General features: G+C 71.8%; 25 protein-coding genes. 12 read left to right on the top strand and 13 right to left on the bottom strand.

Annotation, left to right across the window (positions count from 1 at the left end; all coding sequences use genetic code 11):
* Positions 1 to 44: 44 nt before the first annotated feature.
* Genes AB0J40_RS15830 through AB0J40_RS15810 form a run of 5 tightly spaced genes read left to right on the top strand, consistent with a single transcriptional unit; the run spans position 45 to position 6,860 of the window.
* Positions 45 to 1,667, top strand: a complete 1,623-nt coding sequence (locus tag AB0J40_RS15830) for a thiamine pyrophosphate-binding protein (protein ID WP_364452932.1) — start codon at positions 45 to 47, stop codon at positions 1,665 to 1,667.
* Entirely contained in the window at positions 1,664 to 3,685 is a 2,022-nt protein-coding gene (locus tag AB0J40_RS15825; protein ID WP_364452929.1) for a hydantoinase/oxoprolinase family protein, read from the top strand. The genes AB0J40_RS15830 and AB0J40_RS15825 overlap by 4 nt, the downstream gene beginning before the upstream one ends.
* Positions 3,682 to 5,382, top strand: coding sequence for a hydantoinase B/oxoprolinase family protein (locus AB0J40_RS15820; protein WP_364452927.1), 1,701 nt, complete (start codon positions 3,682 to 3,684; stop codon positions 5,380 to 5,382). Before AB0J40_RS15825 ends, AB0J40_RS15820 begins: the two co-directional genes overlap by 4 nt.
* A gap of 1 nt (position 5,383) precedes the next feature.
* A complete protein-coding gene (locus tag AB0J40_RS15815) occupies positions 5,384 to 6,169 on the top strand; it encodes an SDR family oxidoreductase (RefSeq protein WP_364452924.1) in 786 nt (261 codons plus the stop codon).
* A 4-nt stretch (positions 6,170 to 6,173) separates the two neighbouring features.
* Positions 6,174 to 6,860 carry a GntR family transcriptional regulator gene (locus tag AB0J40_RS15810; RefSeq protein WP_364452922.1) on the top strand — a complete coding sequence of 229 codons (687 nt, stop codon included), beginning with the start codon at positions 6,174 to 6,176 and terminating at the stop codon, positions 6,858 to 6,860.
* Here the strand turns inward: AB0J40_RS15810 and AB0J40_RS15805 are convergent.
* Positions 6,806 to 7,048 (bottom strand): hypothetical protein, encoded by a 243-nt coding sequence (locus AB0J40_RS15805; RefSeq protein ID WP_364452919.1) that lies wholly within the window; start codon positions 7,046 to 7,048, stop codon positions 6,806 to 6,808. The two genes, AB0J40_RS15810 and AB0J40_RS15805, sit on opposite strands and share 55 nt — an antisense overlap.
* Before the next feature lie 85 nt (positions 7,049 to 7,133).
* Between AB0J40_RS15805 and AB0J40_RS15800 the strand changes: the two genes are divergently transcribed.
* From AB0J40_RS15800 to AB0J40_RS15790, 3 genes are all read left to right on the top strand, one after another.
* On the top strand, positions 7,134 to 8,111 hold the full coding sequence (locus AB0J40_RS15800; RefSeq protein WP_364452916.1) for a helix-turn-helix domain-containing protein: 978 nt from the start codon (positions 7,134 to 7,136) through the stop codon (positions 8,109 to 8,111).
* Between the two features lie 13 nt (positions 8,112 to 8,124).
* Positions 8,125 to 9,324, top strand: coding sequence for a CoA transferase (locus AB0J40_RS15795; protein ID WP_364452914.1), 1,200 nt, complete (start codon positions 8,125 to 8,127; stop codon positions 9,322 to 9,324).
* A gap of 93 nt (positions 9,325 to 9,417) precedes the next feature.
* Positions 9,418 to 10,686: an aspartate aminotransferase family protein gene (locus AB0J40_RS15790; protein WP_364452912.1), complete on the top strand. Its 1,269-nt coding sequence runs from the start codon at positions 9,418 to 9,420 to the stop codon at positions 10,684 to 10,686.
* Positions 10,687 to 10,742: 56 nt separating this feature from the next.
* Here the strand turns inward: AB0J40_RS15790 and AB0J40_RS15785 are convergent, their stop codons facing one another.
* From AB0J40_RS15785 to AB0J40_RS15755, 7 genes are all read right to left on the bottom strand, one after another.
* Positions 10,743 to 11,180: a VOC family protein gene (locus AB0J40_RS15785; RefSeq protein ID WP_364452909.1), complete on the bottom strand. Its 438-nt coding sequence runs from the start codon at positions 11,178 to 11,180 to the stop codon at positions 10,743 to 10,745.
* Positions 11,159 to 11,356 carry a hypothetical protein gene (locus AB0J40_RS15780; protein ID WP_004561810.1) on the bottom strand — a complete coding sequence of 66 codons (198 nt, stop codon included), beginning with the start codon at positions 11,354 to 11,356 and terminating at the stop codon, positions 11,159 to 11,161. The genes AB0J40_RS15785 and AB0J40_RS15780 overlap by 22 nt, the downstream gene beginning before the upstream one ends.
* Positions 11,357 to 11,475: 119 nt before the next feature.
* Complete coding sequence (locus AB0J40_RS15775; protein ID WP_364452907.1) at positions 11,476 to 11,979, bottom strand: GNAT family N-acetyltransferase; 504 nt, start codon at positions 11,977 to 11,979, stop codon at positions 11,476 to 11,478.
* Positions 11,980 to 12,010: 31 nt separating this feature from the next.
* Positions 12,011 to 12,799, bottom strand: coding sequence for an IclR family transcriptional regulator C-terminal domain-containing protein (locus AB0J40_RS15770; RefSeq protein ID WP_364453673.1), 789 nt, complete (start codon positions 12,797 to 12,799; stop codon positions 12,011 to 12,013).
* 120 nt (positions 12,800 to 12,919) lie between these two features.
* Complete coding sequence (locus AB0J40_RS15765) at positions 12,920 to 13,612, bottom strand: family 16 glycoside hydrolase (protein ID WP_364452905.1); 693 nt, start codon at positions 13,610 to 13,612, stop codon at positions 12,920 to 12,922.
* Between the two features lie 78 nt (positions 13,613 to 13,690).
* Positions 13,691 to 15,151, bottom strand: coding sequence for a PH domain-containing protein (locus AB0J40_RS15760; RefSeq protein WP_364453671.1), 1,461 nt, complete (start codon positions 15,149 to 15,151; stop codon positions 13,691 to 13,693).
* A 110-nt stretch (positions 15,152 to 15,261) separates the two neighbouring features.
* Positions 15,262 to 15,774: a PH domain-containing protein gene (locus tag AB0J40_RS15755; protein ID WP_364452903.1), complete on the bottom strand. Its 513-nt coding sequence runs from the start codon at positions 15,772 to 15,774 to the stop codon at positions 15,262 to 15,264.
* A 175-nt stretch (positions 15,775 to 15,949) separates the two neighbouring features.
* On the opposite strand from AB0J40_RS15755, the gene AB0J40_RS15750 reads away from it, so the two are divergent.
* Positions 15,950 to 16,867 carry a PAC2 family protein gene (locus AB0J40_RS15750; RefSeq protein ID WP_364452900.1) on the top strand — a complete coding sequence of 306 codons (918 nt, stop codon included), beginning with the start codon at positions 15,950 to 15,952 and terminating at the stop codon, positions 16,865 to 16,867.
* Positions 16,868 to 16,915: 48 nt separating this feature from the next.
* Positions 16,916 to 17,737, top strand: a complete 822-nt coding sequence (locus AB0J40_RS15745) for a class I SAM-dependent methyltransferase (RefSeq protein ID WP_364452898.1) — start codon at positions 16,916 to 16,918, stop codon at positions 17,735 to 17,737.
* On the opposite strand, the gene AB0J40_RS15740 is transcribed toward AB0J40_RS15745, so the two are convergent.
* The 3 genes from AB0J40_RS15740 to AB0J40_RS15730 form a co-directional block, all read right to left on the bottom strand.
* Positions 17,724 to 18,074 (bottom strand): YciI family protein, encoded by a 351-nt coding sequence (locus tag AB0J40_RS15740; protein ID WP_364452895.1) that lies wholly within the window; start codon positions 18,072 to 18,074, stop codon positions 17,724 to 17,726. The two genes, AB0J40_RS15745 and AB0J40_RS15740, sit on opposite strands and share 14 nt — an antisense overlap.
* A 22-nt stretch (positions 18,075 to 18,096) precedes the next feature.
* Positions 18,097 to 19,083 carry an MCE family protein gene (locus AB0J40_RS15735; protein ID WP_364452892.1) on the bottom strand — a complete coding sequence of 329 codons (987 nt, stop codon included), beginning with the start codon at positions 19,081 to 19,083 and terminating at the stop codon, positions 18,097 to 18,099.
* Positions 19,084 to 19,152: 69 nt separating this feature from the next.
* Positions 19,153 to 20,337 carry an FAD-dependent monooxygenase gene (locus AB0J40_RS15730; RefSeq protein ID WP_364452891.1) on the bottom strand — a complete coding sequence of 395 codons (1,185 nt, stop codon included), beginning with the start codon at positions 20,335 to 20,337 and terminating at the stop codon, positions 19,153 to 19,155.
* Positions 20,338 to 20,443: 106 nt separating this feature from the next.
* On the opposite strand from AB0J40_RS15730, the gene AB0J40_RS15725 reads away from it, so the two are divergent.
* Positions 20,444 to 21,106 (top strand): TetR/AcrR family transcriptional regulator, encoded by a 663-nt coding sequence (locus AB0J40_RS15725; RefSeq protein WP_364452888.1) that lies wholly within the window; start codon positions 20,444 to 20,446, stop codon positions 21,104 to 21,106.
* Here the strand turns inward: AB0J40_RS15725 and AB0J40_RS15720 are convergent.
* Positions 21,103 to 21,378: a YggT family protein gene (locus AB0J40_RS15720; protein WP_364452886.1), complete on the bottom strand. Its 276-nt coding sequence runs from the start codon at positions 21,376 to 21,378 to the stop codon at positions 21,103 to 21,105. The two genes, AB0J40_RS15725 and AB0J40_RS15720, sit on opposite strands and share 4 nt — an antisense overlap.
* 62 nt (positions 21,379 to 21,440) lie before the next feature.
* Positions 21,441 to 22,352: an MBL fold metallo-hydrolase gene (locus AB0J40_RS15715; RefSeq protein ID WP_364452883.1), complete on the bottom strand. Its 912-nt coding sequence runs from the start codon at positions 22,350 to 22,352 to the stop codon at positions 21,441 to 21,443.
* Positions 22,353 to 22,438: 86 nt separating this feature from the next.
* Here AB0J40_RS15715 and AB0J40_RS15710 point away from each other — a divergent pair, with 86 nt between their 5' ends.
* Complete coding sequence (locus AB0J40_RS15710) at positions 22,439 to 23,311, top strand: AraC family transcriptional regulator (protein WP_364452880.1); 873 nt, start codon at positions 22,439 to 22,441, stop codon at positions 23,309 to 23,311.
* Positions 23,312 to 23,332: the final 21 nt, after the last annotated feature.

Raw genomic sequence — 23,332 nt, 5'->3', positions numbered from 1 at the left:
GGGCTGATTGCCAGATCGTTCAACGATCTGGCAGTATCCGGGCCGTGGCTGTGAGTGGTGCTCGGGAGCTGGTGGACGCCCTTCAAGCGCTGGGGACGGAGATCGTTTTCGGCCTCCCGGGGGTGCACAACCTGCCGTTGTGGGAGGCGCTCTCCGAGACCCGCATCAAGCTCGTCGGGGTCCGCCACGAACAAACCGCGGGCTACGCCGCCGACGGCTACGCGCGCGCGACCGGCAAGCTCGGCGTCGCCCTCGTCACCACCGGCCCGGGTGCCGCGAACACCCTCGGCGCGGTCGGCGAGGCCATGGCGTCCGCGGCTCCCGTGCTGGTCATCGCCACCGACATCCCTTCGACGCTGCGGCGGCCCGGCGTCGTCCGCGGCGTGCTGCACGAGACGTCCGACCAGCAGGCGATGTTCGCGCCGGTGACCAAGGGCGGGTTCACCGTGCGCGCGGCCGACCAGATCGGCACCACCGTGCACCGCGCGGCCCGGCTCGCGCTGCAGCCGCAGAGCGGGCCCGTCTACTTCGGCGTGCCCACCGACTACCTGCGCGAGACGGTGCCGCACCGGCGGCCGCCCGCGCCGCACCGCAAGCCCGACGGCGACGTCCCCGACCTCGCGCGCGCCGAGGCCATGCTGTCCGACGCCGAGCACCCGCTGATCTGGGCGGGCGGCGGCGCGCTGCGGTCCGGCGCGGGGGACGCGATCGGCGCGCTCGCCGAAAAGATCGCCGCGCCGGTCATCACGACCTTCGGCGCCCGCGGCCTCCTCCCGCTGGACCACCCGTGCCTCGCGCCGAACCCGGTGCACACGCCGGAGGTCGGCGAGCTGTGGGACGAGGCCGACGTCGTGCTCGCCATCGGCACCGACTTCGACGGCCTGATGACGCAGAACTGGCGGATGCCGAAGCCGCGCAAGCTGATCGCGGTCAACGTCGACGCCGACGATGCCGCCAAGAACTACCCGCCCGACCTGACGCTGGTCGGCGACGCGCGCGGGATCGTCGAGCGGCTGCTGCCGAAGGAACGGCCGGGCCTGGACGACCTCACCCTGCGGCTGGCCGGCATCGGCCGCCGCGTGCGCCGGCGGATCCGCGACGAAGAGCCGCAGGCGTACGATTTGCTGTCCACTTTGGACGAAGTGCTGCCGACGGACGCCGTGCTGGTGTCGGACATGTGCGTCGCCGGGTACTGGGTCGGCGGCTTCCACCGGGTGCGGGCGCCGCGCAAGCTCGCCTACCCGATGGGCTGGGGCACGCTCGGCTACGGCTTCCCGGCGTCGCTCGGCGCCGCCGCGGCCGGCACCGGCCGGGCCATCTGCATCACCGGCGACGGCGGTTTTCTCTACGGCTGCGGCGATCTGGCGACGCTCGCGCAGGAACAGCTGCCGGTCACGGTCGTGCTCGTCGACGACGGCGGGTACGGCATGCTGCGCTACGACCAGGACCGCGAAGGCGTGCCGCGCCGCGGGGTCGACTGGGACAGCCCGGACTTCGTCGGTCTCGCGCGGTCCTTCGGCGTGCACGCGGACCGCGTGTCCGGCTTCGGGCGCGCGTTCCGGCGGCTGCTCGGCGAGTTCGTCGAGTCGGACGAGCCGAACGTCCTGGTCGTGAAGGCGAGGCTGAAGCCGCCGTTGAACACGTCGCCGCGGTGGTACCGGACATGAGGATCGGCGTCGACATCGGCGGCACGTTCACCGATCTCTGCGCGGTGGGCGAAAGCGGGATCGCCGCCGTCGGCAAGGTCCTGACCACGCACGACGAACCGGCCCGCGCGGTCGAGGAAGGCCTGGCCGCGCTGCTCGCGGACCTCGGCGCCGTCGAGCAGGTGGTGCACGGGACGACGCTGGTGACGAACGCGCTGATCGAGCGCACGGGCTCGCGGACCGCGCTGCTGGCCACGGCCGGCTTCCGGGACGTCCTCGAAATGCGCCGCGAACACCGTTACGAGCTCTACGACCTGCGCATCGAGCTGCCGGCCCCGCTCGTGCCCCGGCACCTGCGGTTCGACGTGCCGGAACGGATCCTCGCCGACGGGACCGTCCACACCGGACTCGACGAGGACTTCGTCGCGAAGCTCGGCCGGGAGCTGGCCGCACGCGGGATCGAGGCGGTCGCCGTCTGCTTCCTGCACGCGTTCACGAACCCGGCGCACGAACGGCGGGTCGCGGAGATCCTCGCCGCGGTGGCGCCCGCGCTCAGGGTGGCGCTGTCCTCCGACGTCGTCCCCGAAATCCGCGAGTTCGAGCGCGCGTCGACGACTGTGGCCAACGTGTACGTCCAGGACCTCACCGAGCGCTACCTGCGCGACCTCGAAACGCGGCTGCACCGGCTGGGGATCGGCCGCGCGCCGCACATCATGCTCTCCAACGGCGGACTGGCCACTGTGGACACCGCCGCGCGGCACCCGATCCGGATCCTCGAGTCCGGCCCGGCGGGTGGGGCGCTGGCGGCCGCGGAGCTGGGCCCGCCGGACCTGCTGGCCTTCGACATGGGCGGCACGACGGCGAAGCTGTGCCTGATCGCCGACGGCGCGCCGCTCGTGACGCACCAGTTCGAAGTGGACCGGAAGTACCGGCTGCTGCCGGGGTCCGGGCTGCCGGTGCGGGTACCGGTCACCGACATGATCGAGATCGGCGTCGGCGGCGGCTCGATCGCCCGGATCGACGCACTCGGCCTGCTGACCGTCGGCCCCGATTCGGCCGGCTCCGAGCCCGGGCCGGTCTGCTACGGCCGCGGCGGCACCGAGCCCACGGTGACCGACGCCGACCTCGTGCTCGGCTACCTCGACCCGGGCTACTTCCTGGGCGGCGTGATGCGCCTGGACGCCACCGCCGCGAGAGCGGCGCTCCGCGACAAGATCGCCGATCCGCTCGGGGTGAGCGTCGAAGAGGCCGCCTGGGGCATCCACACCAGCGTCAACGACGACATGGCCAACGCCGCCCGGGTGCACGCCGTCGAACGCGGCCACGACCCGGCGAAACTGCCGATGTACACCTTCGGCGGCGCGGGCCCGGTGCACGGCGTCGGCGTCGCGCGGGCACTCGGAGCGCCTTCGGTCGTCGCGCCGCCCGCCGCCGGGGTGCTGAGCGCGGCGGGGTTCCTCACCGCGCCACTGGCGTTCGACTTCGTCCGGTCGGCGCGCGCGGCCGTCCACGACCTCGCGTGGGACCAGGTCGACGCGCTGTTCGCCGAGATGGAAGCCGAGGGCGCGGCGCTGCTCGCGAAGTCCGGAGTGGACGAGGTGACGCACCGGCGCGTCGCCGAGATGCGCTACGCCGGGCAGGGCTACGAGATCCGCGTTCCGGTGCACGACGGTCCCTGGCCCGGCACGCTGATCGACGAGTTCACCCGGACCTACCGCGCGCTCTACCGGCGCACCGGGCCCGAGGTCGGGGTCGAGGTGCTGAACTGGCGGGTCGTGTCGAGCGGACCGAAACCCGAGGTCACCCTGCGCTTGGCCGCGGAGAAGACCCCGGGGGACGCGCGGAAGGGCACCCGGCGGGCCTGGTTCCCGGCGGCCGATGGATTTGTCGACACGGCCGTGTTCGACCGCTACCGCCTGGCCCCGGGTGAGCGCGTCGACGGACCGGCCATCGTGGAGGAACGCGAGTCCACTGTGGTCGTCCCGCCGGGCGCGCACTGCGTCGTCCGGGAGGACGCCGCGCTGGAGGTGACGGTGTGAAGGTCGATCCGATCGTCGTCGGGTTGTTCGGCAACCGTCTGCACTCGATCCTCGCCGAGCAGCAGAACGCGCTGGTCAACACGGCTTTCTCCGCCGTCGTCCGCGAATCGCTCGACCTGGCCTGCGCGGTGTTCGACTCGCGCGGCGAAATGATCGGCCAGTCCGTCGGCGGCACGCCCGGCCACATCAACGCGATGGCCACCGGCATGCACCACTTCGTCGCCGCGTACCCGCCGGAAACCCTCGAACCCGGCGACGTCCTGCTCACCAACGACCCGTGGCAGACGGCCGGGCAGATCAACGACATCACCGTCGCGACGCCGGTGTTCCGGCGCGGCCGGCTGGTCGCGTGGTTCGCGTCCTGCTGCCACGCCCCCGACATCGGCGGCCGGCTCGTGTCCGCCGAGGCCCACGAGGTCTTCGAAGAAGGGCTGCGGCTGCCGATCCTGAAGTTCCTGCGCGCGGGCGAGGTCAACGCCGACCTGGAACGGCTGATCCGGGCCAACGTGCGGACGCCGGAGGAGACCATCGGCGACTTGTACGCGCAGGTCACCGGCAACCAGGTGGGCGCGGCGAGCCTGGTGCGGCTGCTGGACGAGTTCGGCCTCGACACCCTCGACGACGTCGCCGCCGAAATCATGAACCGCTCCGAGAAGGCGCTGCGCGAGGCACTGCGGAAGCTGCCGGACGGCGTCTACACCAACGAAATCGCCACCGACGGCTTCGACGACGAAGAGATCGTCCTGCGCGTCACGGCCACTGTGGACGGTGACGAAATCCACCTGGACTTCGCGGGTTCGTCGCCGCAGAGCCGGCGCGGGATCAACGTCGTGCTGAACTACACGCGGGCGTACGCCTCGTTCGCGGTCAAGGCCGCGATCTCGCCGGAGGTGCCGCACAACGCCGGGTCGTTCCGGCCCGTGCGCGTCACCGCGCCCGAGGGCTCGGTGCTGAACTGCCTGCCGCCCGCGCCGGTCGCGTCCCGGCACCTCATCGGGCACTTCCTGCCGTCGCTGCTGATCGGCGCGCTGCCCGGCGCCGCGATCGCGCCGAGCGCGGACGCGCTGTGGATGACCATCTGGCGCGGCCCGGGGTTCATGCTCAACGTCTTCCAGACCGGCGGGATGGGTGCGCGCGCCGGCAAGGACGGCCTGAACACCACGGGATTCCCGAGTGGACTGCGCTCGACGCCGACCGAGGTGATCGAGACGATGGCGCCGCTGGTGCAGCACACGCGCGAGCTGCGCGTGGACTCCGGCGGCGCCGGACGGTGGCGCGGCGGCCTCGGACAGGTGACCACGATGGGTGCACTCGACGTGACTTCCTGGAGCGTCAACGGGAACGTCGACCGCGTGCGCGCCGCGGCGTCCGGCGTGGACGGTGGCCTGCCCGGCGCGGCCGGCCGCTTCGGCCTGCACGAAGGGCGCGACCTGCCCGCGAAAAGCCGGGTGACGCTGCCACCGGAGTCTATTGTGGACGTCACACTGCCCGGTGGCGGCGGCTACGGGCCACCGCGCGAACGGCCGGTGGGCGCGGTCCTCGCCGACGTCGTCGAGGGGTACGTCTCGGTGACGGCGGCGCGCGAGGTCTACGGCGTCGAGGTGCGCTACCACGGCGATCCCGCGGCGCTCGTCCGGCTGCCCGAGGACTACGCCGTGGACGAAGAGCAGACAGCACGACTGAGAGCGGGGAAGTGACATGGGTCGGTTGGCCGGCAAGGTGGCGGTCGTCTTCGGCGGCGCGCGGGGCATCGGCCTCGCCACGGTGAAGGAGTTCCTCGCCGAAGGTGCGACGGTGTTCGCTTCCGACATCCGCGAACCCGCGGAGTCCATAGCGGGCTACCGGCACTCCATAGTGGACGCCACGGACGAGGACGCCGTGGCGGCGTTCGTCGACGGCGTGCTTGCCGAGGCGGGCCGCATCGACGTGCTGTTCAACAACGTCGGCATCCACCTCGGCAAACCGCTCGCCGACACGACACTGGCCGAGTTCGACAACATCTTCGCGCTCAACGTCCGCGCCGCCTTCCTCGGCACCCGCGCCGTGCTGCCGCACATGATCGAGCAACGAGCCGGCAGCATCATCACGACGTCGTCGAATGGCGGCGTCATGGGCCGCCCCGGCGACCCCGTCTACAACGCCACGAAGCACGCGCTGGTCGGGCTGACCAAGTCGATCGCCGTCGCGCACGCGCACCAGGGCATCCGCGCCAACACGGTGAACCCCGGCGCGATCGACACCGACATGCTGCGCAGCACCCTGAACTCCCCGGAGGAGTTCGAAACCAAGCAGCACCAGCTGGTCGCGAGCACGCCGGCGGCGCGCGTCGGCGAAGCCTGGGAGGTCGCGAAAGCCGTTGTGTTCCTGGCCGGCGACGAGTCGCGGTTCATCAATGGCGTCGTGTTGCCGATCGACGGCGCGAAGGCCGCGGGCGCGATGCCGGGCAACCGCTACAGTCTCGACTTCGACCTCGGCGTCAGGTAGCGCCGTGTCCGTCGACGCCTCGGGGCTGGAGAGCGAGCGGCATCTGCTCGAGCGCAGCGGCACGGCCGAACGGGTCGCCGCGATCCTGCGTCAGTACATCACCGACGGCGTCTTCGCCCCCGGTGAACGGCTTTCGGAGCCGGTGATCAGCTCGGCGCTCGGTGTTTCGCGCAACACGCTGCGCGAGTCGTTCCAGCTGCTGGCCCACGAACGGCTGGCGGTGCACGAGCTGAACCGCGGCGTGTTCGTCCGCGAACTGACCACAGAGGACATCGAGGATCTGTACGTCGTCCGCCGGGCCACCGAATGCGGTGCGCTCCGGCGGGCGGCCGAGCTGTCCACTGTGGACTTGCGACCGGTCGAGCTCGCGCTGCGGGACGGCCGGGCGGCGGCCGCGGCCGAGGACTGGCCCGCGGTCGGCACCGCCAGCATCCACTTCCACCAGGCGCTCGCCGACCTCGCGGGCAGCGAGCGCATCTCCGCGACCATGCGCCAGGTGCTCGCCGAGACGCGGCTGTTCTTCGTCCTCAACGAGAACACGCGCGAGTTCTACGAGCCGTTCCTCGGCTGCCACGAGCGGATCCTGCGCGACCTGCGGGCCGGCCGGTTCGCGGCGGCCGAAGCCGCGCTGGACCGCTACCTCCGGGACGCCGAGGCCCGGCTGCTGGCGCTCAGCTCACCGGCGACGTAGGGAACGAGAAGCACGTACGGCCTGCGGTAGGTGGTGGCGCGGTACGTCCCGTCCGGACCGGGCGCCCAGCTGCGCCAGGCGATCGTGCGGACCACGGTGGACACGGCGAAACCGGGGGAGCCGGCCGCGGCGGGCGGTGCCGGAGCGAGCACCACCGCGGCCAGGGTCCACGCGAGTCCACGGAGCACGGCACCAGTCAACCCCGCGGCGGCCACCGGCCGGAAAGGATTCGAGCCGGTTCAAATCCGCCGCGGCGGCTGTTACCGTCGATCGGTGTTCACGCTGCGCGTCGACGCGGAGACGGTGGCCAGGACCCGCTTTTCGCCGTCGCTCGCGGCGGAGTCCCTGGCCTGGCTGAAGCTCGCCGCCGCTTCGGCGCGCCACGCCGTGTTCGGGGATCCCGGCCCGCTCGCCCGCGCCGCCCTCGCCCACCCCGACGTCGCGCTGCTCCTGGACCTGCTGCCGCGCCCCGGCGACGTCTACACGCCCGACCTGCTGACGCCGCAGCCCGGCACCGCCGCCCGCCACGGCGACCTGCTCGACGAGCAGCTGGCGCGGATCGAGGCGACGCCGCAGGACGAGCTCGAGGAGCAGGTGCTGGCCCACACGAGCGCGCACTGGAGCAGGCCGCTGCCGGACACCGCCCGCCGGGCCGCGGAGTCGGGGACCATGCCGCGGCGCCTGGCCAACGGGCTCGCGCGGTTCTGGCGCGACGCGCTGGCCGAGGGCTGGGCCGGCCTGCAGCCGGTCCTCGACCGGGACATCACCCACCGCGCGAAGACCGTCGCGAGCCACGGCGTCGGCGCGGTGCTCGGGACGCTGCACCCGGGCATCGGCTGGGCGGGCGACGCGATCACGCTCGCCGCGCCGTTCGACGGCGAGGTCGACGTCGCCGGCCGGGAGCTGGTCCTCGCGCCCGGCGTACTCAGCTGGCCGGGCAGCAGCGTGCAGGTCGACGTGCCGGGGCAGGTCGTGCTCGGCTATCCGGCGCACGGGATCGGGACGGGCGGGACGCCGCCGCCGGACCGGCTCGCGCCGGTGGTCGGGACGGCCCGGGCGGCGCTCCTGGCGGACCTGGCAACGGCGCGGTCGACGGCCGAGCTCGCCACGCGGACGGGGTACGCGCCGGGCACGGTCTCCTACCACCTCGGCGCGCTGCACCGCGCGGGTCTGGTCAGCCGGAGCCGGGACGGCCGGTTCGTGCTCTACCAGCGAACCCCGCGGGCAGTCGGCCTCCTGGACGGCGCGTGATAGGGAAAGGGGCATGATGCCTGCCGACCACGCCGGACTCCGCCCGCTGGACGGGATCAAGGTCGTCGACCTGTCCCGCATCCTCGCCGGGCCGTACTGCACGCAGTACCTGGGCGAGATGGGCGCGGACGTGGTGAAGGTCGAGCCGCCCGGGCACGGCGACGACACCCGCGGCTGGGGACCGCCGTTCGTCGGCGAGAGCGACGAGGCCGTGTACTACCTCGCGGCGAACCGGAACAAGCGCGGGATCGTGCTCGACCTCAAGAGCGACCGCGGCCGCGAGGCGCTGCGGCGGCTGGTTGCCGGCGCGGACGTGCTCGTCGAGAACTTCCGGCCGGGCACGCTGGAGAAGTGGGGCGTCGGGTACGACGTCCTGGCGGAGCTGAACCCGCGGCTGATCCACGTGTCGATCACCGGGTTCGGGCAGACGGGCCCGTACCGCGACCGCGCGGGCTACGACCTGGTGGCGCAGGCCCTCGGCGGCGTGATGTCGCTGACCGGCGAGCCGGACGGCGCCCCGGCGAAGGTCGGGCTGCCGGTCGCGGACCTGAACGCGGGCACGTGGGCGATCATCGCGGTGCTGATGGCGCTGCAGGCCCGCCACACGACCGGCCGCGGCCAGTACCTCGACGTGTCCCTTTTGGACAGCCAGCTGGCCTGGCACGTGTACGCCGCGGGCGCGACGTTCTACGACACCCCGCGGCCGCGCCGGATGGGTTCGGCGCACCCGAGCATCGTCCCGTACCAGGCGTACGCCGTGTCGGACGGCTGGCTGATCATCGCGGTGGGCAGCGAAAAGCTGTGGCAGGCGTTCTGCCGGGTGCTGGAGCTGGACATCGCCGCGGACCCGCGGTTCTCGTCGAACGCTCTCCGCGCGGCGCACCGCGAGGAGCTGAACGCACTGCTGGAGCCGGTCCTGCTGACCCGCACGGCGGCGGACTGGCTGAAGTCGTTCGACGCGGCGGGCATCCCGGCGGCCCCGATCAACGAGATCGACGACGTGTACGCGGACCCGTGGACGGCGGCGCGCGACCAGGTGGTCCGGCTGCCGCACCCGACGGTGGGAACGTACGTGGGGACGGGCTTCCCGGTGAAGGCATCGGACACCCCGGCGCGGCCGACGTCCGCCCCGCCGACGTTGGGTCAGCACACTTCGGAGGTGCTGGCGGAACTGGGGTACTCGGCGGAGGAGATCGCGGAGTTCCTGGACTGAACGGCAGGTCCGGCCAGGCGAACTGTGCACGATGGAGTGTTCGCGATCCCCGCCTCGCCCTGGTAGGGATGGGGGAAGGACTGAGGAGGACCGATGTCAGCACAACACGCCCTTTGGCACCCGTTCGCCGACATGGGCGCGGTCGCGAACGACCGGATGGTCATCACCCGCGGCGAAGGGTCCTACGTCTGGGACGACGCCGGCCGCCGGTACTTCGACGCCACCGCGTCGCTCTGGTACGCGAACTTCGGCCACGGCCGGCCCGAGATCACCGAGGCCGTCACCAAGCAGCTGCGGACGCTCGACTCGTACAACCTGTTCGGCTACAACGCGAACCAGCCGGCGATCGAGCTGGCCGACCGCGTCGCCGCACTGGCTCCGACGCCGGGCTCGAAGGTCTTCTTCGGCTCGGGTGGCGGGGACGTCATCGACACCGCCGTGAAGCTCGCGCGGGCGTACTTCGCGCAGACCGGGCGGCCGGAGAAGGTGCACGTCATCGGCCGGGCGCAGGGCTACCACGGCACGCACGGCTTCGGCACGGCCGTCGGCGGCATCCCGGCCAACGCGGCGGGCGTCGGGCCGCAGCCGCCGGAGTTCTCGCACGTCCCGTTCGACGACGCCGCGGCCCTGGAAGCCGAGATCGAACGGGTCGGCGCGGCCCGCGTCGCGGCGTTCTTCTGCGAGCCGGTGATCGGCGCGGGTGGCGTGCTGCTGCCGCCGGAGGGGTACCTCGAGGAGGTCGCGGCGATCTGCCGTCGGCACGACGTGCTGTTCGTCGCGGACTGCGTGATCGCGGCGTGGGGCCGGCTCGGGACGTGGTTCGGCATCGACCGCTGGGCGGTCGAACCGGACATGATCACGACGGCGAAGGGCATCACCGGCGGCACGATCCCGCTGGGCGCGCTGGTGGTGGCGCCGCGGGTGGCGGAACCGTTCTTCACGGGAGCGCCGGGAGCACCGATCTTCCGCCACGGCGCGACGTACGCGGGCCACCCGGTGGCGTGCGCGGCGGGCCTGGCGACGTTGGACATCTACGAGCGCGACGGCCTGATCCCCCGCGGCCGCGAGCTGGAGAAGCCCCTGGCCGACGCGGTGTCGGCGGCGAGCGGGCACCCGCTCGTGAAGGAGGTCCGGGCCGGCCTGGGCTTCCTCGCGGCGGTCGAGCTGACGGCGGAGGCCGTGGACGCCGACCCGGGAGCCCCGGTGAAGCTGCAGCGCGCGTGCCGCGACGAGGGCGTGATCGTGCGCAACCTCGGCCGGGGCATCGCGGTGTCGCCGCCGCTCGTGGCCGGGGACACGGAGCTGGACCTGCTGGCTTCCGCGCTGCCCAAGGCCCTGGACCGGCTGGCTGCCCAAAGCTGAAGCCGTGAGCGGCTCTTCCCTGTCTCGGAGAAGACAGGGAAGAGCCGCTCACGACGTCACGAAATGCAGAACTCGTTCCCCTCCGGATCGGCCATGGTCACCCAGCTGTGCGGCCCCTGCCGCCCGCGCCAGAGGAACGTCGCCCCGCGGGCCTTGAGCTTCTCCAGCGTCGCCTCGACGTTGTCCGCCCCCACCCAGACGTCGATGTGGAGCCGGTTCTTCACCGTCTTCGGCTCCGGGACCTCCTGGAACAGCACCCGCCTCGGCGGGCCGTCCGCCGGCGAGTCCGGGTGGCGGATCGCCGCTCCCGTTCGCCACACCAGAGATCCCTTGTACGTCCGGGTTTCCTCTTCCTTCGCGTACCCCTTCGCGATCATCTCGCGGACGAAGTCCTCATCCGTGGGTTCGACCGGCCAGCCGAGCGTCTCGGCCCACCAGTCGGCGAGCACGTGCGGGTCGGCCGTATCCACCACTACCTGGAAGTCATGCGCCATACGGGCACGTTAACGACCGAGTCCGACATTTTCCGGAGCATCGGGTCCTCGGGCACGACCGTGAAGCGCCACTTGTCGACGCCGCCGCCCATGATCTCGGCGTAGCGGCGGGCGCCGTCGGCGTTGGCGAACCGCACCTGCTGGCCGTTCGTCAGGTGGGTGATCTTGACCGCCATGACAACCTCCCGAAAGTTGTGGGCCGGCCCAGGAGCTTCCCCCTCCGAGGCCGGCGAGCACAGTAGAACACATGTTCGACCGCCCGCGCCACCGGATCCCCCGCGCAGGTGAGGACCACTCAGAGTGGCCGGATCATCGCCACGCGCGGCCAGGCGTCGAGCCCGCGGGCCGCCTCCGCGCGGCGGATCGCCCGCAGCCCGGCGCCGATCTCGGCGTCGGCCAGCACCCGGAACCGCAGCCGCTCGTAGTAGGGCGCGTTCCACGGCACGGCCGCGAACGTCGTGAGCGTCAGCGCCGGCAACCCGCGCGCGACGGCCCACTCGGCGAGCGTCTCGATCAGGGCCCGGCCGAGCCCGCGGCGCGCGTGCGAAGGCCGCACCGAGACCTGCTCGACGTGCGCGTGCCCGTCGACGACCTCCGCGACGAGGTAGGCCACCGGCCGGTCGTCGTCGTCCACGGCCACCCAGGCGCGGCCGTCGGCCTGGTACACCGCCAGCTCCGCCACCGAACCCGGGTCGTCGTCGGCGATCGCCGCCATGTCGACGGCGCGGAACAGGCCGCCCGCCTCGCGTTCGACGTCGATCAACGCGGGCAGGTCGTCGGGGCGCGCGAGCCGGATCACGACGACATTGGTACGCGCTCCGCCGGGATTCTCACAGCGAATAAGACGAAATCGTGCGCTCGATGCGGGTCGCGTACCCCTGCAGGGCGGTGATCGCGGTGCGCCGGGCCTCGTCGGTGATCCGCGCGGCCGGGCCGGCCATGGTCAGCACCGTCGGCCGCCGCCCGTAGGCGGTCACCGGCACCGAACACGCCCAGACGCCCTCGTCGATTTCCCCGGAGCTGACCGCGTACCGGTTCTCCATCGCGTGCTTGAGCTCGTCGCGCACGAAGGTGCCGCGCTGCTCGACGACCGGCGCCAGCCGCCGGTCGCGCTCGATCTCCGGCAGCAGGGCGAGCAGCATCTTGCCGGACGCGCCGAGCCCGAGCGGCAGCGAATGCCCCGGCTCGAAGGTGAACCGCATGGCCCGGTCGCACTCGACGCGGTCGGCGCACACGGCGGCGTCGCCGAACTGCTGGAAGAGCATCACCGTCTCGCCGAGTTCCCGCGCGGCTTCCTCCATCGACGGCTTCGCCAGCCGCACGAGGTCGTTCGCCAGCTGCGCGGCCCGTGCGAGCGGCATCACCTGGCTGGTCAGGTGGTAGTGCCCGGCCCGGCCCTCTTCGAGCAGCTGCAGCTCCTTGAGCAGCGCGACGTAGCGGTAGGTCGTCGCGACCGGGGTGCCGATCGTCGCGGCGAGCTCGGCCACGCTGGCTTCCCAGCGCCGTTCGGAAAAGGCGAGGAGCAGCTGGAGGACCTTGCGGGAACTGCTGGCACCGGGAGTCCGGCGCGGGGCGGTGGTGGTGGCGGAACCGTCGACGGCACTGACGGCAGGCGTCATCATGACCTCTCGGTGAGACAAAAACGACCATCGCTATCACACGCGGTGAATAAATTAGCACGGTGTGTTAATCGAAGGCCAGCATTGCGCCGACGGCCCGCCATTCGGGAAAAAACCGGATCAGAGCGTGAGGAACTCGCCCGGTTTCGTCACCACCGGTGACTCGACGTAGAGCCCGCGGTACTCGTCCTGGATCCCGGAGTTGTGCACCTGCAGCGCCAGCGGGCCGACGCGGCCGGCGGTCTTGTCCGTGAACCGCAGGACCTCGACGCCCTTGCAGGTCACCGCTGTTCCGGTGAGCGGGCAGCACGCCATCCGGGCGACGCCGGTGGTCATGTCCCCGATCAGCTCGCACTGCGCCCACTTCTTGATGTCGATGGAGGTGTGCGGCAGCTGCTGGAACAGTTTGCCGCCGCCGTCGTTGTGGCCCGGCCGGTAGTCCCAGTGCCCGCCGTTCGGCGGCTGGAACTGGATGGCGCTCAGCGCGTCGCGGATCGGGTCGGTGGTGCCCCAGATCAGCACGGTCGGTTTGTGATTGCCCTTGACCTGGCGGACATTGAATATCCACCGAAACGTGCCGACCTGCTGTTTGTTGTAGTACAACCAGCCGCGGGCCGTGCCATTGCCGTGGATGACGCCGTTCTTCGCCGACCAAAGACCGGTTTTCGACGACGTCCAGCCACCGAGGCCGGTGCCGTCGAACATCGAAACGAGGTTCGGGTCGCCGTAGGGGTTGTCGGCCGCCGCGGCCGGTACCGGGACCGAAGCCGCGACGATCCCCGCGGCCACCACACCAAGGAGCTTCCGGAACATCCCTGCCGTCCTCTCTCTAGTGCTGGTAGAGGGGTTCGGACGGCGGATTTTCACGTTAGGAGCCGCGCGGGTGGGCCGTCAACCGCGGTCCCGCTGACCGGTCAGGAACGGGGTCAGCAGGCCGGGAACGGCCCGGTCGGCGAGCGCGAGCCCGTCGGATTCGCCGACGTCGAGCACGCGGTAGTGGCCCTTGCCCGCCGCGACCGGCGCGATGATCGTGACCAGCCCGGCGCGCCGCTGGAAGTACGAGCGTTCGACGACGACGCCGGTCATCCCGTCGCAGCGGACCGCCGCGGTGCCGCGGTCCAGCGACCCCGAGCGCGTCACGAGGTACCGGCCGGTGAGCGCGTGCCCGAGACCGCGGTAGCGGTCCCAGCCGACGAGCGCGGCGAACGGCAGCAGCCCCAGCGCGGCCTGCCACGGCCAGTCCGGCAGGGCACCGAGCCAGGCCAGGCCGTAGAGCCCCGCCGCGAGCAGCAGCACGCCGACGACGGCCCGCGAGAGCCGCCGGTACAGCGCCCGGCGCGGATGGCGCGTCAACGGCGTCGCGGCGGGGTCCTCGCCGAGCACGTCCGCGACGACTTCGTGCGCTTTCGCCAGCGGTGCGGGCGGGAGCAGCAGGCCGCCGCTCTTGTCCGCGCCCTTGCCCTCGCGCAGGCCGCCGGCGATGGCGACGCAGCGCGCGCCGCCGGCCAGCCGCAGCGGCAGCGGTTCGCGGATCTCCACGCCGCGCAGGCGGTCCTCCTCGATCGACACCGAGCGCGTCGTGATCAGCCCGCGCCGGATGTGCAGCGTGCCGGCGGGTTCGCGGGTGAGCCGGAAGTTCCAGAACGACAGGACGTACCCGCCGATCGACAGCAGCGACACGAGCACCAGCAGCCCGGCGGCGGCGAGCACCAGGCTCACCCATGTCGGGGTGTCGGCGAAGTGCCCGACGACCGTCTGCACCAGCGAGAACTGGATCGGGTCGAAGTGCAGTTCGTGCGCGAAGTGGTAGACGGTGCCGACGGCGGCGCCGACCACGGCCAGCCCGGACAGCGTGAACGGCGCGTACCGCAGCCACTTCTTGTCGACGGCGGCCACCAGCTGTTCCGCCGGCGCGACGGCTTCTTCCGCCGCGGGCGCGGCCTTGCGGTGCAGCAGGAGCGTCCGCAGCCGCTGCGCTTCGGCGATCGTGACGGCGTCGAGGACGAGCTCGTCCTTGCCCGGCCCCTTGCCGTGCGAGTGGCGCCCGGTGCCGATCCGCGCGGCGGCCAGCGAGAACAGCCGGTGCTTCGGCTCGGACGTGACGTCGACCGTGCGGATCCGGTCGCGCGGGATGGCGCGCTGTTTGCGCAGCAGCAGCCCGGTGTGCCATTCGACCTGCGTCTCGGTGATCCGGTAGCGCGAGGTCAGCACGTGCGAGACGCCGGTGCACACGGCGATCACGGTGAAGACGAGGCCGATCCACTGCCACGGTTCGCCGTGGCCGAACAGCAGCGCGCCCAGGAGCACCGGCAGCGACCGCACCAGGTCCAGCACCGGCCGGATCAGCAGCATGCGCCGGTCGAGGCGGTGCCATGGCGCTTCCGGCGTCCCCTCGGCGGGCAACGTCACGACGGCCGCTGTGCCGGCTGCCGCCTCCGCGGGGGAGAGTGCGTCGGCGCCGCTCACGTCGCGTCTCCCCGCACGGCCTGGGTCGTCTTGGTCAGCTCGTCCGCCAGCGCGAGCGCGCGGTCGTGCGCCAGGCCCGAGATGCGCAGCGGGCCCGCCGCGGACGCCGTCGTCACGGTGATCTTCGCCAGCTTGAACAGCTGCTCGCCGGGGTCGCGCTCGATGTCGACGGTCTGGATCCGGGAGATCGGCGCGATCCGCCACTCCTGCTTCAGCCAGCCGGACTGCGTGTAGACGGCCTCGCCGGTGACCTCCCAGCGGTGCACGCGGTAGCGCCACTGCGGCATCACGATCAGGTGCAGCGGACCCACCACGCAGGCGACGACGAGCGCCACCGTGAGGAACGCCGGCGCGTCGTCGCTGGTCACCACGATGGCCGTGAGGATCCCGATGACGACGATCCAGGAGATCGACGCCATCGCCGTCCAGTAGCCGATGGCCCGGCGGCTGACCCGGTTAGCCGGCGGCCTCAGCCGCAGGGCCGCTGTGTTCGTGGTGTGTTCGCTCACGCCCTCAAGCGTGCCCGATCGGCGCCTTGCGCGCCCACGACAAGTGTCACGATGCCGATCCGGTCCGGGTTCGATCGCCAGCCGTTACGATCGGGCAACACCGTCGGAGGAATGGAAACGCCTTCGGGGTGTGTTGTGCTTGAAGGATTGATGTGTAGGCGAGCAGGAGGCACCGGTGGGACTCGATCCCGACGACCTGTACGAGGTGGACTCGGACGTCCCCGACCTGACCGGGGCGGTGCTGCTCCACCACTTCGAAGGGTTCATGGACGCCGGCTCGGCGGGCCGTCTCCTGGCCGAGCACCTGCTCGGCGGTGAGCACCGGGTGATCGCGCGCTTCGACGTCGACCGGCTCATCGACTACCGCTCGCGCCGGCCGACCATGACCTACGCCGTGGACCACTGGGAGGACTACGACGCGCCGGAACTGGTCGTCCACCTGCTGCACGACACGGACGGGACGCCGTTCCTGATGCTCTCGGGCCCGGAGCCCGACCACGACTGGGAGCGGTTCTGCCGCGCCGTGCGCAACCTGGTCGAACGCTGGGGCGTCCGGCTCACCGCCGGGTTCCACGGCATCCCGATGGGCGCGCCGCACACCCGCCCGCTCGGCGTCACCGCGCACGCCACCCGCAAGGACCTCGTCGGCGACCACCAGCCGCTGCCCAACCGGCTGCAGGTGCCGGGCAGCCTCGCCGCGCTGCTGGAGTACCGGCTCGGCGAGTGGGGCCACGACGCCGTCGGGTTCGCCGCGCACGTGCCGCACTACCTCGCGCAGTCGACGTACCCGGCGGCGTCGCTGATCGTGCTCGACGCGCTGAGCCGCTCGACCGGGCTGAGCCTGGCCGAGGGCGAGCTGCGCGCGGCGGCCGAGCTCGCCGACGCCGAGATCAACCGCCAGGTCGCGGAGTCCGACGAGATCGCCGACGTCGTCCGCGCCCTGGAACGGCAGTACGACACGTTCATCGAGGCTTCGGAGCGCGGATCGCTGCTGGCGGAATCGGTCGAGCACATGCCGACCGCGGAAGAGCTGGGCTCGCAGTTCGAGCGGTTCCTCGCGGAGCAGAACGGCGGCGACGGCCCCGAGCGCTGATCGAGAGATGGTGCGTGGTCGTGCGCCGGGCCGAGGTACCGTCCCGAGATGAACGACACGAAAAACCGTTCACCCGTAACGAAAACCGTGCGGCGCACGCTGGGTAGGCTGCTGAACCAGGCTGCCGCGAAAGTGCACGACCCGTACACCGATCAGCTGAACCGGATGGCCGCCGAGCTGCGCGAGGAGATCATCCGCCAGGGTGACCGAGTCCTCGATCGGGTGGTGGAGTTCGAGATCCGCAGCCGCCGGGACATCGTCTACGCCGGCGACCAGGACGCCGCTCTCGAAAGCAACGTCTTCGCCCGCGAGAACCTCGTCGGCGCCCGCCACTTCGGCAAGCCCAAGGAGACCCTCGAGTACGCGCTTTCCGTGGCGCCCCAAGGGGGAATGGCGCTGGAGTTCGGCGTGGCCTCCGGCAACACGCTGCGGACGATCGCCGGCGCGCGCGGTGGCCGGGAGGTCTACGGCTTCGACTCCTTCGACGGGCTGCCCGAAGCGTGGCTCAACGGCATGCCCGCCGGCGCCTTCGCCCGCGACGACCTGCCGGACGTCCCCGGCGCCGAGCTCGTCGTCGGCCTGTTCGCCGACAGCCTCCCCGGCTTCCTCGAAGACCACCGCGGCCACATCGACTTCCTGCACGTCGACGGCGATCTCTACAGCTCCGCCAAGACCGTGCTCGACCTCTGCGGGCCGCGGCTGCGCGCGGGCAGCATCGTGCACTTCGACGAGTTCTTCAACTTCCCCGGCTGGAAGCGGCACGAGTACCGCGCCTGGACGGAGTACGTCGAACGCACCGGCGTCGAGTTCGAGTACGTCGCCTACACCTACAGCGACAACCAGGTGACGGTGAAGATCACAAAGCCGTAGGCGGGCCGTCGGGGATTTCGCGCAGCTCCAGCGTGCCGACCTCGGCCCACGGGTGCCGTGACGCCACCTCCAGGGCCGTCGCGCGGTCCGCGCACTCGAGGATGTTGTAGCCGCCGACCTGCTCCTTCGTCTCGGCGAACGGGCCGTCGGTCAGCAGCACCCGGCCGTCGCGCACCCGGATCGTCTTCGCTTCGGCCGGCGGGCGCAGGCCCGTGCCGGCCTGTCGGACACCCCGGCGTTCCGCCTCGGCGGCCCATTCGTGGCAGCGGCGCGCCATTTCCGGGCCGGCCGCGGCGGCCGCGGACTCGTCACCGCACAGCAGGAGCAGGTATCGCACGGCGCCAGCATGCCACGCGGGTTCAGCCGTGGCAGCCCTCCTCGTTGAGCGGCCCGAACGACGGCAGGATCAGCCCGCACAGGTAGCCGTCGATGAACCGGCCGCTGCCCGCGATGTTGGTGCCGAGCCGGACCAGCGGCGCGAACCCGCGGATGCCGGCGGCGAGCGCGTCCTGGTTGCGCTGCAGCATCGACGTCAGCTGGTCGAGCTGGGTGAGCAGCGGGTCAAGCCGGCTGTCGTTGTCTTCGATCAGCCCGGACAGCTCGGCGGCGAGCCGCCGCGAGCCGTCGAGCAGGGAAGTGATCGCCTGTTCACGGTCGCTCACCTCGGACAGCAGCTGGTTGCCGTCGGTCAGGAGCCGTCGCACGGCGGCGTCGCGGTCGACGAGCGTCTGCGAGACGACCCTCGTGTTGCCCAGCAGAGTGGCGAGCTGGTGGTCGCGCGTCGCGAGCGTGTCCGACAGCCGGGACAGGCCGGTGAGCGCGGCGCGGACGCTCGGCGGCGTGTCCGCCAGCGTCGCCGACAGCGTGTCGAAGCTCTTCGCCAGCCGGGAAGTGTCGATCCGGTCCACAGTGGACGAAAGGCTGCCGAACGCCGCGAGGATGTCGTAGGGCACGGTCGTGCGCGACCGTGGGATCGGCTTGCCGGGGTCGAGCGTTCCTTCGCCTTGCGGGTCGAGCGCGAGGTACTTCTGGCCGAGGACGGTCTTCAGCCGGATCGCCGCGCCCGTCGCGTCACCGAGCCACGCGCCCTTGACCCGGAACGAAACCAGCACGCGGTCACCGCGCAGCTTGACGTCCGAGACCCGGCCGACTTCGACGCCGGCGATGCGGACGTCGTTGCCCTGGAACAGACCGGCCGCTTCGCTGAACTCCGCGGAGTAGGTCGTGCCGTCGCCGATCACCGGCAGGGAACGCGCGTTGAGCGCGGTCAGCACGCCGAGGGCCAGCACGGTCAGGCCGGCGATCGCCGTCCTGACCGGGACGTCGGCGGCCCGGCTTATTGACATGGCGTAAAGAGTGACGCACGCCACGCCGGGCCGCCAGCCGAGTCCCCCGAAGAGACGAAGATCGCCGGGTCACGCGGACGTCAGCGCGGGGTACTCACGATATTCCAGTGCGTTGGCCGCGCGGTCGGTCATCCAGGTGAACACCTTGCCGAACAGCCGCGTGCTCAGCATCCGGTAGGCGCGGTTGCGGCTGCGGATCTTCGCGGCGGTGCGCGGGGCGAGGAAGTTGCCGGAGCCCTTGCCGTTCTTCTGCCCGACCGTCGCCGGCTTGCGAAGGCGCTCCTCGTACTTCGCGAACGCCGTCACGTGGTCGCCGCCGGCCGCCGCGAGCTCACCCGCCAGCACCTGCGCGCCCATCATGGCGAGCCCGGTGCCGGACCCGCCGGGGCCGGCGCACCAGGCGGCGTCGCCGAGCAGCACGACCCGCCCCTTCGACCAGCGATCGAGGTGGATCTGGCTGATCGAGTCGACGTACAGGTCGTCGGTGCCCGGCAGTGCTTCCAGGAGCCGGGGCGTCTCCCAGCCGGTGTCGGCGAAGAGCTGCGAGACGAGCGCGCGCTGCTCGTCGGGGGTGCGGCGGCGGAACTCGACGCCGTCGGCGGCGAAGACCAGCGTGACGTGCAGCTTGTCCGGCAGCCGGTGGCTGCCCACGGTCAGGCCGCGGCCCGGCTCGTTGTACATCACGCTGGTGTGGTCGAGGCCGAGGTGGTTGGGCGCGGTGAACCCGGCGATGCCGAACCCGAGGTCGTGCCGGAAGCCGGACTCGGGCCCGAACGCGGCGGCCCGCACCCCGGAGTGCACGCCGTCGGCCCCGACGACGAGGTCGAACCTGCGCGGGGCGCCCCGGCGGAAGGTGACGTCGACGCCGTCCGCGGTCTCGGTGAGACCGGTGACGCGGTCGCCGAAGACGTATTCGGTGTAGTCCTTCGTGTGGTCGTAGAGGACGCGCGCGAGGTCGCCGCGGAGGATCTCGACCTCCCCGCTCCACGCGGCGCCGGGCACGGTGAGCAGGGGACGGGCGTCGGGGCCGAGCAGCGTCTGGTCGCCCATCGCGGTCTCGTACCGCCGGATGTCGTCGAGGACGCCCATGGCCCGCAGCAGCTTCACCTGTTCCCCGCGGAAGTCGACGGCCTGGCCGCCGGGCCGCAGCGCGGGCGCGGTCTCGACGACGGTCACGCGATAGCCGTAGCGGTGCAGCCAGTAGGCCGCGGACGGGCCGGCGATGCTGGCCCCGGACACGAGCACGGTCTTCATCGGGTTTCCTCTCGGTCGTGGTGACCCGAGACTGCGCGGCCGCGCTGACGGTCCGCGCACGATCCGCTGACCGTTCGGCCGGTGGTGTCCGGTTCGAATGGCTAGCATGGCGCGCGTGGACCGCTCCGCCGAAGACCGGATCCCGCAGGACGGCGAAGACGCCGCCGTCGAGGCGCGCATCCTGAACGCCGCCGCGCACATCGTCGCCGACGAGGGTTTCGGCAGGCTGAAGCTCGGGGCCGTCTGCGCCCGGTCCGGCTACGCGCGGTCGGTCATCTTCCAGCACTTCGGCGACAAGGACGGGCTCGGGCAGCGGCTGGTCGAGTACGCCGTCGAGGAGTTCACCAACGCCTACAGCGAGGCCGTCGCGGCGCGGACCGGCTCGGCCACCGCGACGCCGATGGACATGCTGCGCGCGCTGCTGGACATCATCTTCGAGCTGATCCGCACGATGCCGACGCTCAACCAGGCCTTCCTGGTGCTCTGGGGCGACGCGGCGGCGGAGTACTCGGCGCTGCGCGGCGCGCTGACCGAGGCCGACCGCCGGTTCCGCTTCGCCATCGCCCAGACGCTGGCCAGCGGCGTCGCGGACGGTTCGATCGCCGGGGTCCGCGACGCCGACGCGTACGCCTCGGCGCTGCTGGCCCAGCTGCGCGGCATCTCGATGCAGGCGCTGATCGACCCGGACGGCGTCGACCTGAGGGGCGTCCGCACCGAGCTCGAGCGCGGCATCGACCGCCTTTCGGCCGGCTTCCGCGGCAGCCTTTAGAGCGCGAAGACGATCCCCCGCAGCACGACGACGCCGATGAAGACGAGCGTGAAGGCGAGATCGAGCGAGATCCCGCCGATCCGCACCGGCCGCACGACCCGCCGGACGGGCCCGATGACCGGCTCGGTGGCCGAGTAGGCGAGACTCCGCGCCCGCCGCGCCCACGGCGGGCTGTCGGCGACCATCCCGACCCAGTCGAGCACCATCCGCGCGATGAGCACGAGCATGTAGACGGTCAGCGCGAAGCCGAGCAGCGTCCCTAGTGCACCCATGGTTCCTCCTCCGTCCCCCTGAGAACGCGCGGGCGGGGAGGAGAGTGCCAGTTCTGTCCGATTCACAGCATTTCACCAGGATCGGCCCAGCGGCGGATGGCGAACCGGCCGCCGGCGCGCTCGACCTCGACCGCGCCCGGCCCGCCGAAGTGCGCGGGGATGACGAGTTCGTGGTCGTCCGCGGCGCGTTCGAGCACGCTGAGCCGAGTGGCGGCGGCCTGCGCGGGGTCTTCGCAGAAGCAGCTGCTGTGCTGCGGTTCGAGGATCTGCACCGGGCTGTGCAGCAGGTCGCCGACGAACACGGCGCGGTCGTTGCCCGAGACCAGCCGCAGCACCGACGAGCCGGGGGTGTGGCCGGGCGCGGGCTCGAGGGTGAGGTTGCGGTCGATGCGGTGGGTCCCTTCCCATAGCACGGCTTTGCCCAGCACGGGGGCGATGCTGTCGGCGTAGACGAGCAAGCTGCCTTCGCGGCGCAGTTGTTCGTGCGCGGTGCGCGGGGCCGGCCGCCGGTGGGCGTTGCGCGGATCGAAGTACGTCCGGTCGGCGCGGGGGATCACGTAGGTGGCGTTCGGGAAGGTGGGCACCCAGTCGCCGTTGCGCAACAAGGTGTTCCAGCCGACGTGGTCGTAGTGGATGTGGGTGTTGACGACGACGTCGACGTCTTCGGGCCGGACGCCGGCCTCGGCGAGCCGGTCGAGGAAGGGCGTCGCCAGGTGGTCGAAGAGCGGGATCTGCGGGCGCTGCCGGTCGTTGCCGACGCCGGTGTCGACAAGGACGACCCGGCCTTCGCTGCGCAGCACCCAGGTCTGGACCGCGCCGACGTAGCCGTCGGTCTCGGCGTTCCAGTGGCCGGGCGCGAGCCAGTCGGCGTTGTCCCGCCAGAGTGCGGCCGGGCTGGGCACGATGGTCCGGGCGGGAGCGATCTCGCCCTGCCATTCGACCACCTTCACGACTTCGACGTCCCCGATGTGCATGCTTCCACCTTGACGCGCCTACTTGAGCTTTCCAATGCTTCGTTCACTCGTTCTGATACGCGACCGGCTCACGGTATGGTCGTCCGATGGACTTGCTGAGCGACGCGATCACGGCGGTGCGCATCGGACAGCCGACGTCGAACCGCCTGCGCGCGGCCGACGAGTGGTGCTACCGGTTCGCACCGTACGAGGGCGCGGGCTTCCACGTGCTGTTGCGCGGAAGCGGCTGGCTGATCACTGCCGGCGCCGCACCGGTGCGGCTGAGCGCGGGCGACGCGGTCCTGGTGCCGCACGGCAGCGAGCACACGCTGTCGTCCCGCCCGGACGGGTCAGGCGCGGTGCCGTTCGAAGCGGCGGAGGCGGACCCGGCCGGCCGCACGGAGTTCCTGTGCGGCAAGTACCGGCTGTCCCGGGCCCGCCGCCACCCGGTGCTGGCGGGCTTGCCGGAGGTGGTCCACATCCCGGCCCGCATCGGCGGCGAACTGAGAGCGGCGATCGACCTGCTCGCGACGGAGGTGACCACCCCACGCCCGGGCTCGGCGACGGCGCTGGCGGGGTTGCTGGACTTGCTGCTGGTCTACCTGCTGCGGGCATGGCTGGCGGAGAACCCCCGAAGCGGCTGGCCCCAGGCGTTGCGCGACCCCGCGATCGCGGCGGCACTCGAGGCGTTGCACGCGAATCCCGAGGCACCCTGGCGAATCGAAGACGTGGCCAACCGAGCGGGCCTGTCCCGGGCCACGCTGAACCGCCGTTTCACGACACTGACGGGGTACCCACCAATGGCGTACTTGACGTGGTGGCGCTTGACGACGGCGGCAAGGTTGTTGCAGGACACGGAGCTGCCACTGCCGTCGATCGCGGCGAAGGTGGGGTACGGCTCGCCATTCGCGTTCTCGCACGCGTTCAAACGCCAGTTCGGCGTCGCGCCGGGCAGCTACCGCACGGCCGCCGAAGGCTAGCGCCGGCAACCGAACGCTCGC

It is taken from the genome of Amycolatopsis sp. NPDC049691, assembly GCF_040675005.1.
In the GTDB taxonomy this organism is placed as follows: Bacteria; Actinomycetota; Actinomycetes; order Mycobacteriales; family Pseudonocardiaceae; genus Amycolatopsis.
This window is presented reverse-complemented; position numbering and strand designations above follow the sequence as displayed.

Excerpts from the sequence above, each read along its gene's own strand:
- AB0J40_RS15765 (WP_364452905.1), bottom strand. The coding sequence starts at position 13,612 with ATGTTCCGGAAGCTCCTTGGTGTGGTGGCCGCGGGGATCGTCGCGGCT.
- AB0J40_RS15715 (WP_364452883.1), bottom strand. The coding sequence starts at position 22,352 with ATGCACATCGGGGACGTCGAAGTCGTGAAGGTGGTCGAATGGCAGGGC.
- AB0J40_RS15725 (WP_364452888.1), top strand. The coding sequence starts at position 20,444 with ATGGCGCGCGTGGACCGCTCCGCCGAAGACCGGATCCCGCAGGACGGC.
- AB0J40_RS15760 (WP_364453671.1), bottom strand. The coding sequence starts at position 15,151 with ATGCTGCTGATCCGGCCGGTGCTGGACCTGGTGCGGTCGCTGCCGGTG.
- AB0J40_RS15795 (WP_364452914.1), top strand. The coding sequence starts at position 8,125 with ATGATGCCTGCCGACCACGCCGGACTCCGCCCGCTGGACGGGATCAAG.
- AB0J40_RS15735 (WP_364452892.1), bottom strand. The coding sequence starts at position 19,083 with ATGTCAATAAGCCGGGCCGCCGACGTCCCGGTCAGGACGGCGATCGCC.
- AB0J40_RS15825 (WP_364452929.1), top strand. The coding sequence starts at position 1,664 with ATGAGGATCGGCGTCGACATCGGCGGCACGTTCACCGATCTCTGCGCG.
- AB0J40_RS15785 (WP_364452909.1), bottom strand. The coding sequence starts at position 11,180 with ATGGCGCATGACTTCCAGGTAGTGGTGGATACGGCCGACCCGCACGTG.
- AB0J40_RS15730 (WP_364452891.1), bottom strand. The coding sequence starts at position 20,337 with ATGAAGACCGTGCTCGTGTCCGGGGCCAGCATCGCCGGCCCGTCCGCG.
- AB0J40_RS15790 (WP_364452912.1), top strand. The coding sequence starts at position 9,418 with ATGTCAGCACAACACGCCCTTTGGCACCCGTTCGCCGACATGGGCGCG.
- AB0J40_RS15720 (WP_364452886.1), bottom strand. The coding sequence starts at position 21,378 with ATGGGTGCACTAGGGACGCTGCTCGGCTTCGCGCTGACCGTCTACATG.
- AB0J40_RS15710 (WP_364452880.1), top strand. The coding sequence starts at position 22,439 with ATGGACTTGCTGAGCGACGCGATCACGGCGGTGCGCATCGGACAGCCG.
- AB0J40_RS15780 (WP_004561810.1), bottom strand. The coding sequence starts at position 11,356 with ATGGCGGTCAAGATCACCCACCTGACGAACGGCCAGCAGGTGCGGTTC.
- AB0J40_RS15745 (WP_364452898.1), top strand. The coding sequence starts at position 16,916 with ATGAACGACACGAAAAACCGTTCACCCGTAACGAAAACCGTGCGGCGC.
- AB0J40_RS15770 (WP_364453673.1), bottom strand. The coding sequence starts at position 12,799 with ATGACGCCTGCCGTCAGTGCCGTCGACGGTTCCGCCACCACCACCGCC.
- AB0J40_RS15815 (WP_364452924.1), top strand. The coding sequence starts at position 5,384 with ATGGGTCGGTTGGCCGGCAAGGTGGCGGTCGTCTTCGGCGGCGCGCGG.